This is a genomic window from Kangiella aquimarina DSM 16071 (assembly GCF_000374105.1).
GTDB classification, from domain to species: Bacteria; Pseudomonadota; Gammaproteobacteria; order Enterobacterales; family Kangiellaceae; genus Kangiella; species Kangiella aquimarina.
On the sequence record NZ_KB893650.1, the window covers coordinates 460,017 to 476,915 of the forward strand.

Here is a 16,899-nt window from a genome sequence, read left to right on the forward strand (position 1 = left end):
ATATTAGTCTTTTATTGGAATGTGACGCACAACTTCTATTATTTCTGTCGTAGAAATTGAAGGGGTTCGAGGCAGATATTTAACATCGCAAAATTGCTTCATTTCATCAAACTTACCCTGCCAGTCGTCACCCATCACAAGCAAATCAGCATTATATTGTTGAATATATTCAGATTTCTTTTCTAAAGACTCTTCGAGAAAAACAAAATCAACACAGGTTAGTGCACTTAAAATATGCATACGGTCTTCTTCTGAATAAATGGGGTAACGTCCTTTTTTATTGAAATTCAATTGATCCGAAGAAACTCCAACATAGAGCTCAGTGCCAAGTGCGCGGGCACGTTCTAAAATATTAACGTGACCGACGTGGAAAACATCGAAGGTACCGAAGGTAATGACGCGCATAAGAGTCCTTAAGGTTGGTTGAGTAGATAATCAGCTACACGAGCAGAGCAATGACCATCAACAGTGCCTAATATTTGCTCAATATAGCTCAGTCTTTGCGGTTCGAATAGCGTTGGGTTGGCGAGATTGTCTTCAACGGCACTCTTTAATTGATGGTAGTGGTTTATATTAGTGCCAATTTCATTAAATATTTTGTAGTCTGCTGAAAGTCGCTTTTTAAACCTGAATTTTAAAAGTCCCCAATAACCAATTCTTAATTTTAAGAAGTGAGCAATAATGACTGGCTTATTGAGGGCCATAAATTCAAATAGTGCTGAAGACGTTTCACTGATCATGATATCTGCTGTGGCCATAAAAGGTAGGAGGCTTTGTTCTTCAGGTTTTGCCAGATAGACATTGGGATAATTAGCCCAGTGTTCTAATAGTTCTCTTTGTTTTTTGTATGCTGACTTTATCAAAGAAAGATAGTGAGGCTTAATGAGAATATTGTAATCCGCAAATTGCTCCGGCCAGTCCTTTGGGAAATTTTCAATGGTACTCGGGAAAAATGTTGGAGAATAAAGTATAGTTTTCTTCTCCGGAATCAATCCTTTCTCTGTCAGATCCAGCGGTTCGCAGGTTCCATTAATCAGTGGATCAAGCTTGGTATATCCAGTAACGGTAAATACCTTGTCAGGAAACATTTTTTGTAGAGTTTTTTGTCTAATCTCTGATTCAACGAAGCGATACTCTATTGGGCAATTTGAGCCATTATAGTAAGCAGACTTGGGGCCTAACCCATGCATAATCATTGCAGTTTTTGATGAGCAGCTCAGTTTGGCCGGAATTTGCGAGCTGTTACCAAAGATAATCCAGTCCGCACTTTGTGAGTCGTAAAAATTGATCAGTTGATTATCGCTGATGACATGACAGGCAGCTAACGGTTCAAGTTGATGTTTAATATTAGCCGGTGGCTCTTCACGGAAGACAACGCCAAGCTCCACTCCTCTTTCCTTCAGTTCCTCAAGAACAGGGGTAAAATGAGGCAGATAATAGAGATAGGCAACATCGAATAGTATTTTCACGTAAAAACCTGCGCTTTATATGACATTTAAAACCTTTATAATCGACGCATTATAGCGAAAAAACAGAAACTTATGTCCAACAATATCAAACATTACGACTTCCTAGCGATTGGTGCTGGTAGTGGCGGAATTGCCTCGGCTAATCGGGCGGCCATCCGTGGTGCGAAGGCTGCTGTGATTGAAGCTAAGTCTGTTGGTGGAACCTGCGTCAACGTGGGCTGCGTACCGAAAAAGGTGATGTGGTATGGCGCTCACATCGCAGAAGCCATTAAATACAGCGAAGCCTATGGTTTTAATTTAGAGCAAACGGGATTTGAGTGGTCGCGCCTGGTCAAGAACCGTGAAGCCTATATTGAGCGGATACATGGTGCTTATCATCGTGGATTTGAGTCAAATGGCGTTGATTTTATTGAGGGATATGCCCGATTTGTTGACGATCATACAGTTGAAGTCAATGGTGAAAAAATATCAGCTGATCACATCGTCATTGCGGTCGGTGGTCGCTCGATAATTCCTGATGTGCCAGGAGCCGAGCACGGCATCGACTCAGATGGCTTTTTTGCATTAAACGAGCGCCCCAAGAAAGCCTTAGTGGTGGGTGCAGGCTATATTGCCGTTGAGATTGCTGGCGTACTGCATGCTTTGGGAGCTAATGCTCATTTACTGGTGCGAAAAGACCGTCCATTGCGCTATTTTGACCGAGATATAACTGACGCATTGTTGGACAGACTTAAACAGGACGGTCCGGTATTGCACACCCATACAGAGGTCAGCAAAATTGAAAAGGACGATAAAGGGTTATTACAGGTTCATACCAACAAAGGCTGTATCGAAAATGTCGATTGCCTGATTTGGGCGATTGGCCGTGAGCCGGCAACAGATGACTTGGGGCTGGAGGCTGCTGGAGTAAAGGCTGATGAAGAAGGGTTCATTTTTACTGATAAATACCAGCAGACTAATGTTGAGGGAATTTACGCAGTGGGCGATATTACTGGCGAAGCACAACTCACCCCAGTAGCCATTAAAGCTGCGCGCTTATTGGCAGAACGATTATTCAATCCGGCCATGTCAAATGCTCATATGGATTACAGTCAGATCCCAACTATCGTTTTCTCGCATCCGCCAATTGGCAGTCTTGGTTTAACCGAAGATGAGGCGATTGAAAGGTTTGGCGCAGATGACATCAAGGTTTACAAATCTCAGTTTGCTGCCATGTATAACGCGGTTACCCCTCATCGAGCCATAAGTACCTTCAAACTGGTATGCCAGGGGAAAAATGAAATGGTTGTTGGTATTCATGGCATAGGCGAAGGAATGGATGAGATCTTGCAGGGCTTCGCTGTGGCCATGAAGATGGGTGCAACCAAGGCAGACTTTGATGCTACTGTTGCGATCCATCCGACATCCGCTGAAGAGTTTGTGACTCTACGATAAAAAAAATGCGCTCAATGAGCGCATTTCTTGTCCAACTTCAAACTACATACGAGTGACTTTGAAGCCTTTTTGCTCTAGATAATAGTTTACGCTCTTTTCACCACCATAGTGGGCCGCACCGACCACGGCGAAGACGGACTTGCCTTGTTCAAGCAGTTCGGCGATGCCATCAGCCATGCCCTGATTGCGTTCATACAGAAATAGATCCATGAAGGCATTATAGTCTTCATCGGAGATGCCCTGATCTTTAGCCGACATTTCTGATTCTGCCAGGAATGCTTCTACGTCACCGGTTTTCCAGGCATTGACCAGCTTTTCGGTAGCACCTTCTTCACGGGTAACGGTCGACAGTAGCATCAGGTCCTGAAGATGAGCTGGCATACCATCGAGCATTGCAAGTTGTGAGTCAAAGCTTTCAAGCTCAACGATTGCTTTGTTGCCTTTGGCTTCATTTAAGAAATGCATGTCAATGCCGAGTTGTTCCTTATAACCTGATTGCTGCATAGCTAACGCTTCTAAGGTCATGGCTGCAAACCAGGGCTCAAAGGAGCTGAACATCTGGCAAGGAGAACGCGTGCGTGTGCAGTACTCGTCGTACTTTTCTGCTGTGGTATCAGAGAGGTGCTCTTTCAATGGCTTGTCTGGATCGATGGCCATTTGCTGAACGGTTTGTGCAATTTCCATCTGATTCAGGTTGGTCATGTCGATTTCCACTACCAGAGTGTCACTTTCAGAAAATGCGTTGCGAATGTGCTCAGGTAATGGGTACATGCTGGAGTCGCCCATATGGATTGAGCCGAATAAATAGGAGGTCACGCCATTGTGTTCAATTTTCCAGATAGCGGGATCATAATTGGGTTCGGTAACTGCTTTAGTTTCTGGCTTGGTTTCAGGTTCAAGCTGACGGCTCTCTGGAGGATTAGGGTTAACCTGTTCCAGCGGTTGTTGTTCATCAGTGGCTACCGCAGGCTGAGATTCATCTGTATCAAAATACTTCTTTGCAAAGTAGCCGACGCCGATGCCTGCCAACAATAGCAGCAGGCCGATAAAAATAATACGGGCTGTTTTGTTCATGGATCACTCCTTGTTCTTTATTGTAGCTTTAATAGCAGAAACAAACGCATCACAGGATGCCTGACCGCCATGCCTAAAAAATAGTGACGGTTCGATCAACTCCATTTCGTTCAGGTACGGTGTTCCTGCCAGGTCGTGTAAAAAATCAATACGAGCGTACAGTAAACTATCTTCAGATGCCGGTAAATAGTGGTCACAGACATAAGCAATCGCTTTATTGGCAAGCTCGATTTCTGCATCGCTCAAGTGATAAGGAAAGTCACTGGCGCCATAATCATCCTGAACTCTGAAGTCGCCCTGGACTGGAACTTTTCGTGTGCCGTGACTGAATTGGTTATTAAAGAAGATGCCGGATGTTTCGCCAAAACTTTCAACTGTCGATAAGTAAGGTTGCAATACCAGATCTTCTGTTGCTATCAGACGATCAATATGTGCTTGGGCACTCTCTAAACCTTGCTCATTGGCATCAAAACGACAACATTCCCGGGCATTGGCACCAATCAGTGGTTTGATAAAGCCTTTTTGCCACCCTTTGGTCTGCATGATCGATTTAATATCGTAGGCTTGACCGCGTTCGAGCCAGACGGATGGCGCTATCTGAATACCATTCTGTTCCAATTCGCGGAGGTAACTTTTATGGCTGTTCCAGTGAATGATGGACTCAGGATTGTATAGGCGGGTCTGCTGGCTGACCGTTTTTATCCAGTCAGTGAATTCGTCGAATCGTTCCTGGTAATCCCAAGTGGTGCGAATGAGACACAGGTCATAATTAGACCAGTCAGTATTACTGTCCCAAGGTACCACATCAAATTCTATGGCGGCTTTAGTCAGCGCCTTAAAAAAAGGCTGGTCATCCTGCTCCCAGTCGGGAAGGTTATGCCTAGTCGCGATGGCTATCTTCATTGAGTAAGTTAAGACAAGTTATAAGGCCGGTTATTATGGAGTACAAACTAAAGAGGCACAATTAACGACGTGCAAAAGTGACTTTTCCTTCGCGTAATAAATCAGTAATTGCGGTAGCTGACATTGGTCGACAGAACAGCATGCCCTGCCCCATATCACAACCGAGAGATTGTAAAATTGACATTTGTTGAATGGTTTCGACACCTTCGCCAACCGTGTGCATATCAAGGCTTTGGGCAAGCGAGATTATACTGCGAATAATATTCACATTGGTCATCCGATCCTGCTTTTGGCTGCTCAGCTGAGAAACGAAATACATATCAATTTTAAGGTTATCTACCGGTAGCTGGCTTAAATAGGCTAAGGAGGAATAGCCTTTACCAAAATCATCAATCGATAACTTAATGCCCAGCTCTTTAAATTGATTGAGTACTTTGACGGTATTCACCACATCAGTCATCGCTGCACTTTCGGTAATCTCAACCTCCAGTGCGCTGCCCGGTATATCGTAGGTGCGCATGGTGTCGGAAAACTGATTGAGCAGATTAAAATTACGTAAATCCTTAATTGAGAGATTAAGAGCAACGGTGGTGTCTATGCCCATATTGCGCCAGGCAACAATCTGTTTACAGGCCAGATCGGTGACTTGTTGGCTAAGTTCATGGACCAAGGTGCTTTCTTCAGCAATTGGGATAAAGACGCTGGGAGAAATATCGCCGTGGTCAGGGTCATACCAGCGACAAAGTGCTTCTACGCTTCTGATGAGACCCGTTTTGATGTCCACTCGAGGCTGGTAATAAAGCTTTAAGTGCTCGTTTGCTATGGCGGTTTTGAGCTTTTTCTCAACCGACCGACGACGATTTTCCCGTTCACTATGTTTAAGCTCATACAACTGATATTGATTGCGTTCTTTTTTAGCGGAATACATGGCAATATCTGCAAAACGGAACAGATCTTCAGCTTTTTTACTGTGATCGGGGAAGATGCTGATGCCAATACTGGCTCCCGTCTGAACCGTATGACTATCGGCCTGAAACGGTGTCCGGAATTGTTGCAGGATACGGTCTGCAATATGGCGTGCCTCTTTTTCTGAAGTCTCGGGCAGGACGATAGTAAATTCGTCGCCCCCTACCCGCGCCAGAGTATCTGAACTGCGTAGGCACTTATGAATGGTTTTGGCAACGGTCTGCAATAAGGCGTCCCCTACCGAGTGACCCAAGGTGTCGTTAATTTCCTTGAAGCGGTCGAGATCGATATACATCAGCGCCAGTTTGGAATCGTTCTTTACAGAATCCGCCAGGCCTTTGAGTAACCGTTTACGCAGCAAATAGCGATTAGGAAGCTGGGTCAGTGGGTCATAGTTTGCCAGATTATGGATCTTCCGTTCGGCCTGTTTGCGTTCGGTAATCACATGAAAGTTAACGGTAACGCCCTGAATGTCAGGATCATTCAAATGATTGACCAAGCGGCTTTCAATCCATAGCACATGACCATCTTTATGATTAATGCGGCGCTCAACGACTGATAGTGCGCCTGGGTTTTCGGCCACATAGCGTAAATTGGCGGCCGCTTCTTCCCTATCCTCTTCATAAATGAAGGTGTCCAAGGTTTTTCCCACCAAGTCTTGTTCTGTATAGCCGGTAACACGTGTGACTGATGGAGAAATATAGGTCACATTCATATTCTGGTCATACATCAGAATACAGTCGTAACTGTTCTCAACCAGGGTGCGGTAGTATTTATCCTTGCGTCGTAGCGCATACTCAGTTTCAAAATCTTTCTGAATTTGATGGATGGAGCCAATTTCAATAATGGCATTACCTTTATCGTCACGTGCATAGATGGTGCTATGGATTTGAATCCAGATCCATTCACCATCTTTTCTTTTAACCCGAAAATCGGCGGGCACAACCTCTTTATCTCCACTTTCAGCGAGCTTTTGTTCCTGAGCTTTAACGATGTCCATGTCATCTGGGTGAACGGTTGAATAGACACCGTCTGGCATTGCCTCGAATTCTTCCTGGCTGTAGCCTAGCAGCTCGCTGAAGTATTCCAGGCCTTCAACAAACAATTGAGTTCGATAATCAAGGACATAGATAAAAATAGGGGCCTTATCAAGAACTGTGTTCTTGTAGATCGAAAGCAGGCTGGGCGTTGTTTCCTGATCATTCAGATTGAGTTCTGGCGCAGGTTGAAGCGAAACCAGAACATTCAAGTGAGATTTGTCTTTAGGGAGCCGTGTAATAGAGGCGATAAAATACCGCTCTTTGCGGATATCAGGCAGTGAAACTACTGCGCGTAGCTTTTCAGCACTCAGCAATTCCGCTGGTAGCCATTCTTTGAGCTCTATCCCTTGAAGTGTCGATGCTGGTATGGACTTATCGATACAGATGGCTTTAATGACATACTTGTCATTACAAACCAATACTGCTGAATAGTCATTTTCGACAAGGCTTTGTAGGGTAGATTCAGGTAATGGAGGTTTGCTAAACATCAAAACTAAATCCGCCTGTTCGGTATACTCCCTGTTGGTTGAATAAGCATAACCATCAACGGTGATAAGTGCAAATATGACTTACTGAAATAACAGTCATTATAGGACAAAAGGAAATATAGGCAGTTAGGGTATATTAGGTTTGAGATTAGGGTGAGACAGGCTAAAATAGCGGCAGAACGTAACAGGATACAACCTAATGACGATTAGAAAATTTAATCAGCACCAGCCGCAACTAGGCGATAAGGTCTATGTAGACGAGACAGCACTGGTAGTGGGCAATGTACAGATTGGTGAAGACAGCTCAATCTGGCCAATGGCGGTTTTAAGAGGCGATGTGCATTCCATCCATATTGGCGCACGAACCAGTATTCAAGATGGTACAGTATGCCACGTTACACATGCTGGCCCTTATGATCCCGAAGGTCATGATCTGTATGTCGGCGACAATGTGACCATTGGTCATAAAGCAATTCTTCATGGTTGCCGTATCGAAAGTAACTGTCTGATAGGTATGGGAACAGTTGTTATGGACGGAGCCTTGATTAAAGAAAACGTCATCGTTGGCGCCAATAGTCTGGTACCTCCAGGGCGTGTCCTTGAAAGTGGTTATCTCTGGGTAGGTTCACCAGCCCGCAAAATTCGAAAACTGAGTGAAGAAGAAACCGCCTTCTTCAAATATTCAGCAGATAATTATGTAAAGTTGAAGAATCAGTATTTAAATCAGGAAGATTAAAAAAACCGGCTTTTGCCGGTTTTTTTATAGGAGTGTTTTACTAGAAACTATAACTGACACTGACTGTTGTCGTAGTGTCGCGCTTTTCAGCACCAACTGGTACTTCAGAGTTGTAGTTAATGTTATAAGCCAATTTGAGAGATAGACTTTCAGAAATATTGGTTCTCAGTGCCGTTTCTGATGTATAGGTATCAACGTCCTGTCCCCAGATTGCCGAAACTAACTGAGTGAAAACCGCAGTTTCAGAGATGTTGTATTGGTAATCAAGGTCGCCACGAACAACGTTTTCTTTTTCGTCTTCTCCCGCTTCGATGGCATTAATACGGTAACCTAAACCAAGGCCAAGCGAAAAGTGGCCAGTATCATCTTTAAACAATTCATGACCATAACCAACATAGGCACCCGCCTGATAATCGTAAGCACCGAAATAGTCATCCATGTAATCGACAACGCTATAAACGAATGATCTTTCTGAAAGGTCATAACGGTTGTTCCATACGAAGGTATAGCGCTCCGCTTCACGAATATCGTCATTTCGGTTGGTCACGCCGGTGATGTGAACACCTGTTGACCATTCATCAGTAAGACGTGTGATGTATTTGAAGGCACCGTTTAAGCTTTCAGTCTCAGTGTTACCAGTCGTGCTGATATAACCAAGGTCGATTGCACCGATATAACCTTCTTCAGGTGCGTCGGATAAAAGGCCACTTTGCGCAAATAAGGCAGGGGAAGAAAAGCAAACGGCTAATGCCATCAGGGATTTTTTAAAGTTCATGTCACTCTCGCTTTTTATATCAATCTACAAGCCAATAAAGCTGGGCATTTTAACAAATCACTGACTAATAAAAATACAGGAAATGTTATAAAACGTTACATTCGGGACTTTAACCAGTGAAAAATTGATGGGTGTTGCAATTTTATCTGATCAAGAAAAAGAGATCGGTAGCGTTTGGCTGATTTGTCAGGTGATGAGGGAAGATCTGTGTCAGGCAACGATTGCTGAAAGACTTGGAACTGTTTGCGTTGAAAAGGAAAGCCGTCAGAAGCAATCACCAATGGCCATTGATGAACAACTGTTTGCCATAGCCATTGGCAGACGTCCTGCTCATGCACCAGATTCAACCATTTAGGGTTTTCTCTTTGGCCCGAGTCGAGCAGGCTATCAATCAGGCGTTGGCGCTGGGATGAATAGAGCCCAGAGGGTCTGACGATAGAGGTATTGGCATGCAGTTGCTTTATATTTTGCTCTGCTTCAAGCAGAGTCTGTCCCGAAAAGGAATCTGGCACAGGCCGGGTGTCTTCATAGATCACAGACTCAGTATTGCCACCATAGACTGAGGTTGATGAAACAAAAACACAATGAAAATCCGTTTGTTGCTGATGCAAAAGAGCAATTAGATTAGAAACGGCGGTGATGTATGTTTGGCGATAAGCCGATTCAGTACGCTGGCCAGGAGCAAGAATGATAAATGCTTTGCTTATTTTTGGGAGTTTTGGCAAAGCCTGCTGATCATTCAAGAGATCATAACAAATATGATGCTCGGACCAACCTTTGGGGTTTCTGGATAGAGTGATAGTGGGCTGATCAAGCGATTTAAGGTATTGATAGAAACGCTGGCCAAGCTTTCCAGTTCCAACAATCAGGTTTTTGCCTTGATTAGTCAATGGATTCCACCAACATCGCCAAGCTCTTTTCGACCAACAAATCTTTACCAGCCAGTTTGTTAAGAGTTTTCAGCCCCTTGCCTGTTAACAGCAGCACAAAGGGACAGCCAAAGTTTTGTGCGCACTGATAATCCGAGCTGGAATCGCCCACAAAAACTATTTCCTGTGGGTTCGCAGAGAATTTAGCAGCGATGTGTTCGAGCATCCGCGTTTCAGGTTTACGACATGAACAACCATCGTCTGGGTGGTGTGGGCAGTATTCAATATGATCGATATGTCCATCATACTCTTTGAGTAACGCATCCATCTTGTCATGCATGGCATGTAAAATTGGCTCATCATAGAAGCCGCGTGCAATGCCCGACTGATTGGTGGCAATCGCAACTTTGAATCGTTGATTCAGTTTGGCGATGGCCGGCAAGCTGCCTGCGATAGGAATCCACTCTTCGGGTGACTTAATGTACTCATCTGAATCGTGATTAATGACACCATCACGATCCAGAACGATAACTTTAATTTTATCCCAATCTATTTTTGACATGGCTAGTTTTGTAGCAGGGAAATATCAGCTACCGAACCGAACAAGTCCTGCAGTTTTTTCAACATGGCCAGGCGGTTGGCTTTGATTGCTGCATCGTCAGCATTAACCATGACCTTGTCGAAGAAAGCATCCACGTCATCGCGTAAACTGGCAAGGTGTTGCAGCTTGTCCTGATAATTGATCATGTCAGCTAATTTAGCTTCTGCATCGGCAATCGTTTTAGCCAGAGCCTGCTCTTCGGCTTCCAGCAATAAACCTGAATCAATTGACCCCGGTACTTCAATATCTGCTTTAGCAAGGATATTTTTCACGCGCTTATTGGCCGCTGACAGACTGTCTGCCTCCGGTAAGGTCTGGAAGAACTGAACCGCCTTGATGCGGGCATCGAAATCAAGTGGTTGAGTCGGACGCAATGCCATAACCGCTGAAATAGTATTGCTACTGACGCCTTGATCAAGATACCAGGCACGGAAACGCTCAAGAATGAAGTCCAGTAATTCTGCTTCCACATTGGCGTTACTGAGTGTGTCGCCAAAAGACGCCTTCGATTGTGCAATCAGGTCAGTCAGGTCGAGATTAAGTTGATTCTCAACGATGGTACGAATCAGACCAATCGCTGCGCGACGTAAGGCAAAAGGATCTTTTGCACCAGACGGCGCCTGGCCAATACCAAAAATGCCAACCAGAGAATCGACGCGATCAGCAATCGCCAAACATTGACCTACTGGATTCTTGGCCAGTTGGTCACCTGAGAATTTCGGCAGGTACTGCTCGGTCATGGCGATAGCAACATTCTCGTTCTCGCCATCATGACGGGCATAGTAGGTGCCCATAATACCTTGCAGGTTATCGAACTCGCCGACCATGTTGGTGGCCAGATCGCATTTCGATAATAAGCCCGCGCGATGAGCCTGCTGCGCATCGGCACCAATCATTGGTGCGATTTTCGAAGCCAGTTCAGCGACACGCTGGGCTTTATCCTGCACTGAGCCAAGCTGTTTCTGGAACACCACATTCTTGAGATGAGCCTGATGACTTTCCAGACTGACTTTTTTATCGGTCTCGAAGAAGAACATCGCATCGGCTAAACGTGGGCGAATTACTTTTTCGTTGCCTTCGATTACGCTTTGCGGACGCTTACTTTCGATATTGCTCACGGTAATAAAGTTAGGCATCAATTTGCCGTCTTTATCCAGTACGTGGAAGTACTTCTGATGTTCTGCCATAGAAGAAATCAGACATTCCGCTGGAACGGATAGGAATTCATCATCGAACTTACCTGTAAGAGCTACTGGCCACTCGACCAGGCCGGTCACTTCATCCAGCAACTCAGGAGTGATCTGAGCCTCGCCACCAAGCTTTTTCGCTTCGGCTTTGACCTGCTCTTCGATCAGTTGTTGACGTTCTTCGAAATCGACAATGACGTGTTCGGCTTTCAGTTTGTTCACGTAATCGTCAGCATCATGAAGTGAAACGCTGCCTTCGGACATAAAGCGGTGGCCGCGGCTGACGTTGCCTGTTTTAGTATCTAAAATTGTAGCTTCGAGTACCGATGAGCCGTGCAATAACACAGTCCAGTGCACCGGACGGATAAACTGAGCAGAACTGTTCCCCCAACGCATTGGCTTTGAAATTGGTAGCTTTTTTAATGCTGAATTCAGCATCTCTTCGATCAATTCAGATAGCGGCTGACCTTTTTGCGCGATGGTGTAACCCAGGCGCTCGCCCTTATCGGTTTCGATGCGATCCAGCTGATCCACTTCAACGCCACAGGATTTGGCAAATCCGACAGCGGCTGGCTTGGCAGAGCCATCATCGTTGAAGGCAGCGGCAACCGCAGGGCCAAGGCGTTCTACGTTCTTATCAGGCTGGCTATCCGCTAAATTGCGGATAATAAGCGCTAAACGACGCGGTGTCGCATAGTTCTCAATGCTATCAAAGGTAAAATCGTTGCTTTGCAGGTTTGCAGCCAAGTTGTCGCGCAGAGCTTCGCTTAGTGTTTTTAATGCCTTGGGTGGTAACTCTTCGGTACCTAGCTCAAACAATAAATCGTATTGTGACATGATTACTTCTCCTCCGATTTATTGGTTTGCTGGTTACTGTTGTTAAGCATTGGGAATCCCAGTGCTTCGCGAGCGGCATAATAGCTCTCGGCGACAGAGCGGGCCATAGTACGAACCCGTAGAATGAAGCGCTGGCGCTCAGTTACCGAAATCGCGTGGCGCGCGTCCAGAAGGTTAAAGGCATGTGAAGCCTTCAACACCATTTCATAGGCGGGTAATGGCAAGTTATGTTCCATCAGGCGCATACACTCGCTTTCGCAATAATCGAAGAACTCAAAAAGCTTTTCGACATTGGCGTGTTCAAAGTTATAAGTCGACTGCTCGACTTCGTTCTGATGGAACACATCGCGGTAATAGACCGTTCCTAATGGGCCATCGGTCCAAACCAGGTCATAAATGCTGTCTACGCCTTGCAGGTACATGGCAATACGCTCAAGACCATAAGTGATTTCGCCCATTACCGGCTTACATTCAAGGCCACCGACCTGTTGGAAGTAGGTAAACTGTGTCACTTCCATGCCATTGAGCCAGACTTCCCAGCCCAGACCCCAGGCACCTAGCGTTGGCGATTCCCAGTTATCTTCTACAAAACGAATATCGTGTTCCAAGGGATCAAGACCAAGAGCCTTGAGCGAGCCGAGGTACATTTCCTGAATATCCAACGGAGATGGCTTTATCACCACCTGATATTGATAGTAATGTTGCAGGCGATTCGGGTTTTCACCATAACGACCATCGGTTGGACGACGGCAAGGCTGAACATACGCTGCACTCCATGGCTCTGGGCCAATGGCGCGCAGGAAAGTTGCAGGATGGAAGGTGCCGGCGCCGACTTCGAGATCCAGCGGCTGCTGAATGACGCAGCCCTGCTCGGCCCAATAATTTTGTAAGGTCAGGATTAATCCCTGAAAGGTCTTAGTGTCTGCCACAATCTGTGCCCTTAATGGATGCTTATCTGCTTTATTTTGTGCAAAGAGCGAAATTATACGGTAATTCAGGTTATTTTCTAACCTTAGAGTGTGAAATATCGGGCTTTTTGTCGATTTCCAACTCGTGGTAACATTCATTGAAATAAAAATCAGTCAATAAGATAAATAAATGCGTAACCGATGCGGTTGGGTCAATGATGATCCGCTATATATTGAATACCATGACAATGAATGGGGTGTACCGACCTATGACGACCGCGAGTTATTTGAAATGCTCTGTCTGGAAGGTGCGCAGGCGGGCTTAAGCTGGATCACGGTGCTAAAAAAACGTGAGCACTACCGCAGGGTGTTTGACCATTTTGATGCCGAGAAAATCGCGCTTTATGATGAAGTGAAGCGCGAGCAACTCTTGTCCGATCCCGGCATCATTCGCAATAAACTCAAAGTAAATGCTTTTATCGTCAACGCGCAGAATTATCTCCGCATTAAAGAGCAGCAAAGTTTCAGCGACTACCTGTGGCAGTTTGTGGGTGGTGAACCCATCGTGAATAACTGGAAAAGTCTTAAACAAGTTCCTGTTACGACGCCTGAATCCGATGCCATGTCAAAGCAACTCAAAAAGGACGGTTTTAAGTTTGTCGGCAGCACCATTTGCTATGCCTTTATGCAGGCAACAGGGATGGTGGATGATCATACGGTGGATTGCTTTAAAAGATAAAATCCCCTTTTTTTGTCCTAAGCTTTGCTTTAAGTCCTTTTATCGTAAATCATTTAAGAGCAACTAAACTCCTTCCTCAAAAAGACTTATGCCGCGCTCAGTAAAAAATTTAGTTTTATGATGATGAGTTTGTTTGAAGGAAAATTTATATTTAAAGTTCAGTCAGTATTCATTTTAAGAACGCTAAGTTAGGTAATTTTAGTTAAGGCTTAAGGGATACTATGAAAAAGGTACGGATTATAATTGGCTTAATCGTTTCTTTTGGAATGGCAGGTTGCGAAACAATGGGAAAAATTGCTTTGGTTGAGGCGATTGAGCAAGCCACTAATAGCGATATCAGTGCAGGGTCATACTGCCAGCAATTGAGAGCGACCTGTGAGCTGGGGCATTATAAAGAGTGGCAAACTCCGAGTGGCGGCAAGCGCTGTGCCTGTGAGAACCAGAATTATCGATAACCAATAGCTACATCAGACACTCTCTCTTCTGTGGACTTCATCTTCTCTAAAATCTGCTTGAAAAATAATCGGTTTTGGATAATTCTTTAGCTACTTAAAGTGCCACAGAGCATTATGTTGAGAAAATAGGCTAAGGAAAAGGACGTATGTTAGGGCAGACAATATTCAGATTGATTGGGTAAACAGAGGGAACATTTATGGATAGAAAGTTTATTATTACCGCATTACTTTACGCTGTGGTAGGTATGCTGATCGGCATACATATGGCGGCTACTCATAATCATCTTCAACACGTCACTCATGCTCACATTCTTTTAGTCGGATTTGTGGTTTCATTTATTTATGCGCTGTGCCATAAATTGTGGCTCAATGCTGACGCTACCATGCTTGCCAAATTACAGTTCTGGATACATCAGGTTGGAGTTTTGGGGATGGTGATTGGTCTGTATTTACTTTACAGTCACAAATTTGATGCTGCTAAAATTGAACTGGTTCTGGCAGTGTCGTCTATCCTGGTTTTAATCGGGCTGATATTAATGCTGGTCATGGTTCTGAAAAATAAGGCTACTCACTGATTCTAAATAGGGGTGAGCTATGTTCGCCCTACTCGTATTTACTAACTATTAATTTTTTGCCGAAGGTTTATTACGCTTGAGGAAGCCCGCCAGCTGCTTTGCAATACTGACGGTCGATCCAAAGACGCCAATAATGGCAGCGCTGACTAAAATGCCGACTTTAACTTTACGACTAAACAGATCCCATTCGGCAAACTGCTCGGCTAATACAAAGCCAATAATGATAATTGAAATGATGTAGGAAACTATAGTGATTTTGGGCAGGGCTTGAAACTTGACCATCTGTTACCTACAACCTAAATAGTTCCCAAACTGAAAAACTCACCGGCAGACATTACGCCTAGATGTTTTTGATCAACAATGACTCTTTCTTCGGCGCGTTCCACCAGCTCATAAAAGACATTGCGATGAATTAAAGCGTGGAGATTACGACGAACCATTATATAAGGTGAAGGTTCGCCAGTTTTAGAGTCATGCTCAACCCAGATGGGGTTGTCCTTGGTAAGGACTATCTGATTATCGCAGTTATCTTCGAACGAAATGATTGGGCCTTCGGCAGTATCTTTAACCTGCATGCGAATGACCAGAAAGGGAGCATCTTCGACTCGAATGCCAAGTTTTTCAACCGGCGTAACCAGAAAATATTTATCGTCTTCTTTCTTGAGTACAGTCGAGAACAGTTTAACCAGCCGCTGGCGGCCAATCGGTGAGCCCTCATATTGCCAGCTACCATCGCGTTTAATGATCAGCTCCATATCGCCGCAGAATTCTGGGTTCCACTTTTCTACAGGGGGTAAGGATTGTCCGTCGCTATTTTTTTCAAGCTCAGAAAGAATTTGACCAAGATCCTTATTGACCGCTTCCTGCTGTTCGGGGTGATTGTCGGTGCCTGCCATACTAGGCCGCCATGCCCTTTTTAATCAGATACTTGTAGGGGAGCTGGTCGGTATCGCTTCCAATAAGCTGATGATCCATGAAGGTACAGAACTTTGGAATATCCCGAGTGGTCGAAGGATCGTCTGCTACAACCAGCAGGACTTCGCCGTCTGCCATCTTGCGAACATTGAGGCGCACCATCATGACAGGCTCAGGGCAACGCAGGCCGAGTGCATCGAGTTTGCGGTCGTATTGATCAAAGTTGAGCTGTGTCATAGGGTAGTAAAACAATTGCTGTATGCTGAAATTGTGCGAATTTTAGTCTTTTTCACCCTTAACATGAAGCTAATAGCACTTTATATAGTAACTATATATCAATTCGTTAGTTAAGATTGATTTTAACTAACATTGAAGTTAGGTTAGTATGGTGAAAAGTTAATCATAAGGAGTACAGAATGAATAAAGCGATTAATATTGGAATTAACGAAAACCACCGTGAAAAAATTGGCGATGGTCTATCTCGTCTATTAGCAGATACTTACACCCTCTATCTGCAAACTCACAACTTTCACTGGAACGTCACTGGGCCATTCTTCCAGTCATTACACACCTTGTTCGAAACTCACTACACAGAACTAGCGGTTGCAGTGGATGATATTGCAGAGCGTATTCGTGCGCTGGGTATTTTGTCGCCGGGTACTTATAAAGAATTTGCTAAGCTTACCAACATTAAAGAAGTTGAAGGCAATATTAGTGCTGAAGAGATGCTAGAGCGTTTAGTGGATAGCCATGAAACTGTAGTGAGAACAGCACGTGAGATTTTGCCACTGGCTCAAGAAGCCGATGACGAATCGTCAGTGAGTTTGATATCTGACCGTCTGGTGGTGCATGAAAAGACTGCCTGGATGCTACGTTCTCATTTGCAGAAGTAGCTTATTAATTAAACACCGTAGTATTTGTAGGGGCG

19 protein-coding genes are annotated in these 16,899 nt (G+C 44.7%); 6 read left to right on the top strand and 13 right to left on the bottom strand.

Going from position 1 to position 16,899, the window contains the following annotated elements:
* Window positions 1–3: 3 nt before the first annotated feature.
* Both B158_RS0102295 and B158_RS0102300 read right to left on the bottom strand, forming a co-directional pair.
* A complete protein-coding gene (locus B158_RS0102295) occupies window positions 4–405 on the bottom strand; it encodes an adenylyltransferase/cytidyltransferase family protein (protein WP_018623714.1) in 402 nt (133 codons plus the stop codon).
* A gap of 8 nt (window positions 406–413) precedes the next feature.
* A complete protein-coding gene (locus B158_RS0102300; RefSeq protein ID WP_026309197.1) occupies window positions 414–1,469 on the bottom strand; it encodes a CDP-glycerol glycerophosphotransferase family protein in 1,056 nt (351 codons plus the stop codon).
* Between the two features lie 72 nt (window positions 1,470–1,541).
* Here B158_RS0102300 and gorA point away from each other — a divergent pair, with 72 nt between their 5' ends.
* The gene (gene gorA, locus B158_RS0102305; RefSeq protein WP_018623716.1) at window positions 1,542–2,903 is read left to right on the top strand and encodes a glutathione-disulfide reductase; all 1,362 of its coding nucleotides are present in this window, start codon (window positions 1,542–1,544) and stop codon (window positions 2,901–2,903) included.
* A gap of 42 nt (window positions 2,904–2,945) precedes the next feature.
* Here gorA and B158_RS0102310 read toward each other — a convergent pair whose 3' ends face one another.
* The 3 genes from B158_RS0102310 to B158_RS0102320 form a co-directional block, all read right to left on the bottom strand.
* Window positions 2,946–3,977: a TraB/GumN family protein gene (locus B158_RS0102310; RefSeq protein WP_018623717.1), complete on the bottom strand. Its 1,032-nt coding sequence runs from the start codon at window positions 3,975–3,977 to the stop codon at window positions 2,946–2,948.
* Window positions 3,978–3,980: 3 nt separating this feature from the next.
* Window positions 3,981–4,880, bottom strand: a complete 900-nt coding sequence (locus B158_RS0102315; RefSeq protein WP_018623718.1) for an ATP-grasp domain-containing protein — start codon at window positions 4,878–4,880, stop codon at window positions 3,981–3,983.
* Between the two features lie 61 nt (window positions 4,881–4,941).
* On the bottom strand, window positions 4,942–7,374 hold the full coding sequence (locus B158_RS0102320) for a bifunctional diguanylate cyclase/phosphodiesterase (protein WP_018623719.1): 2,433 nt from the start codon (window positions 7,372–7,374) through the stop codon (window positions 4,942–4,944).
* 199 nt (window positions 7,375–7,573) lie between these two features.
* On the opposite strand from B158_RS0102320, the gene B158_RS0102325 reads away from it, so the two are divergent.
* Window positions 7,574–8,110, top strand: a complete 537-nt coding sequence (locus B158_RS0102325) for a gamma carbonic anhydrase family protein (RefSeq protein ID WP_018623720.1) — start codon at window positions 7,574–7,576, stop codon at window positions 8,108–8,110.
* A 40-nt stretch (window positions 8,111–8,150) separates the two neighbouring features.
* Here B158_RS0102325 and B158_RS0102330 read toward each other — a convergent pair whose 3' ends face one another.
* The 5 genes from B158_RS0102330 to glyQ all read right to left on the bottom strand — a co-directional run bounded on the left by B158_RS0102330 (window position 8,151) and on the right by glyQ (window position 13,308).
* Window positions 8,151–8,885, bottom strand: a complete 735-nt coding sequence (locus B158_RS0102330; RefSeq protein ID WP_018623721.1) for a DUF481 domain-containing protein — start codon at window positions 8,883–8,885, stop codon at window positions 8,151–8,153.
* Between the two features lie 95 nt (window positions 8,886–8,980).
* Window positions 8,981–9,775, bottom strand: a complete 795-nt coding sequence (locus B158_RS0102335; RefSeq protein WP_018623722.1) for a sugar nucleotide-binding protein — start codon at window positions 9,773–9,775, stop codon at window positions 8,981–8,983.
* Window positions 9,768–10,292: a D-glycero-beta-D-manno-heptose 1,7-bisphosphate 7-phosphatase gene (gene gmhB, locus B158_RS12845; protein ID WP_407635754.1), complete on the bottom strand. Its 525-nt coding sequence runs from the start codon at window positions 10,290–10,292 to the stop codon at window positions 9,768–9,770. Before gmhB ends, B158_RS0102335 begins: the two co-directional genes overlap by 8 nt.
* 26 nt (window positions 10,293–10,318) lie before the next feature.
* On the bottom strand, window positions 10,319–12,379 hold the full coding sequence (gene glyS / locus B158_RS0102345; RefSeq protein ID WP_018623724.1) for a glycine--tRNA ligase subunit beta: 2,061 nt from the start codon (window positions 12,377–12,379) through the stop codon (window positions 10,319–10,321).
* Between the two features lie 2 nt (window positions 12,380–12,381).
* Complete coding sequence (gene glyQ, locus B158_RS0102350; protein ID WP_018623725.1) at window positions 12,382–13,308, bottom strand: glycine--tRNA ligase subunit alpha; 927 nt, start codon at window positions 13,306–13,308, stop codon at window positions 12,382–12,384.
* 169 nt (window positions 13,309–13,477) lie between these two features.
* Here glyQ and B158_RS0102355 point away from each other — a divergent pair, with 169 nt between their 5' ends.
* The 3 genes from B158_RS0102355 (at window position 13,478) to B158_RS0102365 (ending at window position 15,056) form a co-directional block, all read left to right on the top strand.
* Window positions 13,478–14,026 carry a DNA-3-methyladenine glycosylase I gene (locus B158_RS0102355; RefSeq protein ID WP_018623726.1) on the top strand — a complete coding sequence of 183 codons (549 nt, stop codon included), beginning with the start codon at window positions 13,478–13,480 and terminating at the stop codon, window positions 14,024–14,026.
* A 221-nt stretch (window positions 14,027–14,247) separates the two neighbouring features.
* Entirely contained in the window at window positions 14,248–14,481 is a 234-nt protein-coding gene (locus B158_RS0102360; RefSeq protein WP_018623727.1) for a hypothetical protein, read from the top strand.
* 197 nt (window positions 14,482–14,678) lie between these two features.
* Window positions 14,679–15,056, top strand: coding sequence for a hypothetical protein (locus tag B158_RS0102365; RefSeq protein WP_018623728.1), 378 nt, complete (start codon window positions 14,679–14,681; stop codon window positions 15,054–15,056).
* A 48-nt stretch (window positions 15,057–15,104) separates the two neighbouring features.
* Here B158_RS0102365 and B158_RS0102370 read toward each other — a convergent pair whose 3' ends face one another.
* Genes B158_RS0102370 through tusA form a run of 3 tightly spaced genes read right to left on the bottom strand, consistent with a single transcriptional unit; the run spans window position 15,105 to window position 16,208 of the window.
* The gene (locus tag B158_RS0102370) at window positions 15,105–15,338 is read right to left on the bottom strand and encodes a hypothetical protein (RefSeq protein WP_018623729.1); all 234 of its coding nucleotides are present in this window, start codon (window positions 15,336–15,338) and stop codon (window positions 15,105–15,107) included.
* Between the two features lie 14 nt (window positions 15,339–15,352).
* Window positions 15,353–15,952 (bottom strand): DUF1285 domain-containing protein, encoded by a 600-nt coding sequence (locus B158_RS0102375; protein WP_018623730.1) that lies wholly within the window; start codon window positions 15,950–15,952, stop codon window positions 15,353–15,355.
* Between the two features lies 1 nt (window position 15,953).
* The gene (tusA, locus tag B158_RS0102380; RefSeq protein WP_018623731.1) at window positions 15,954–16,208 is read right to left on the bottom strand and encodes a sulfurtransferase TusA; all 255 of its coding nucleotides are present in this window, start codon (window positions 16,206–16,208) and stop codon (window positions 15,954–15,956) included.
* A gap of 179 nt (window positions 16,209–16,387) precedes the next feature.
* Here tusA and B158_RS0102385 point away from each other — a divergent pair, with 179 nt between their 5' ends.
* A complete protein-coding gene (locus tag B158_RS0102385; RefSeq protein WP_018623732.1) occupies window positions 16,388–16,864 on the top strand; it encodes a Dps family protein in 477 nt (158 codons plus the stop codon).
* Window positions 16,865–16,899: the final 35 nt, after the last annotated feature.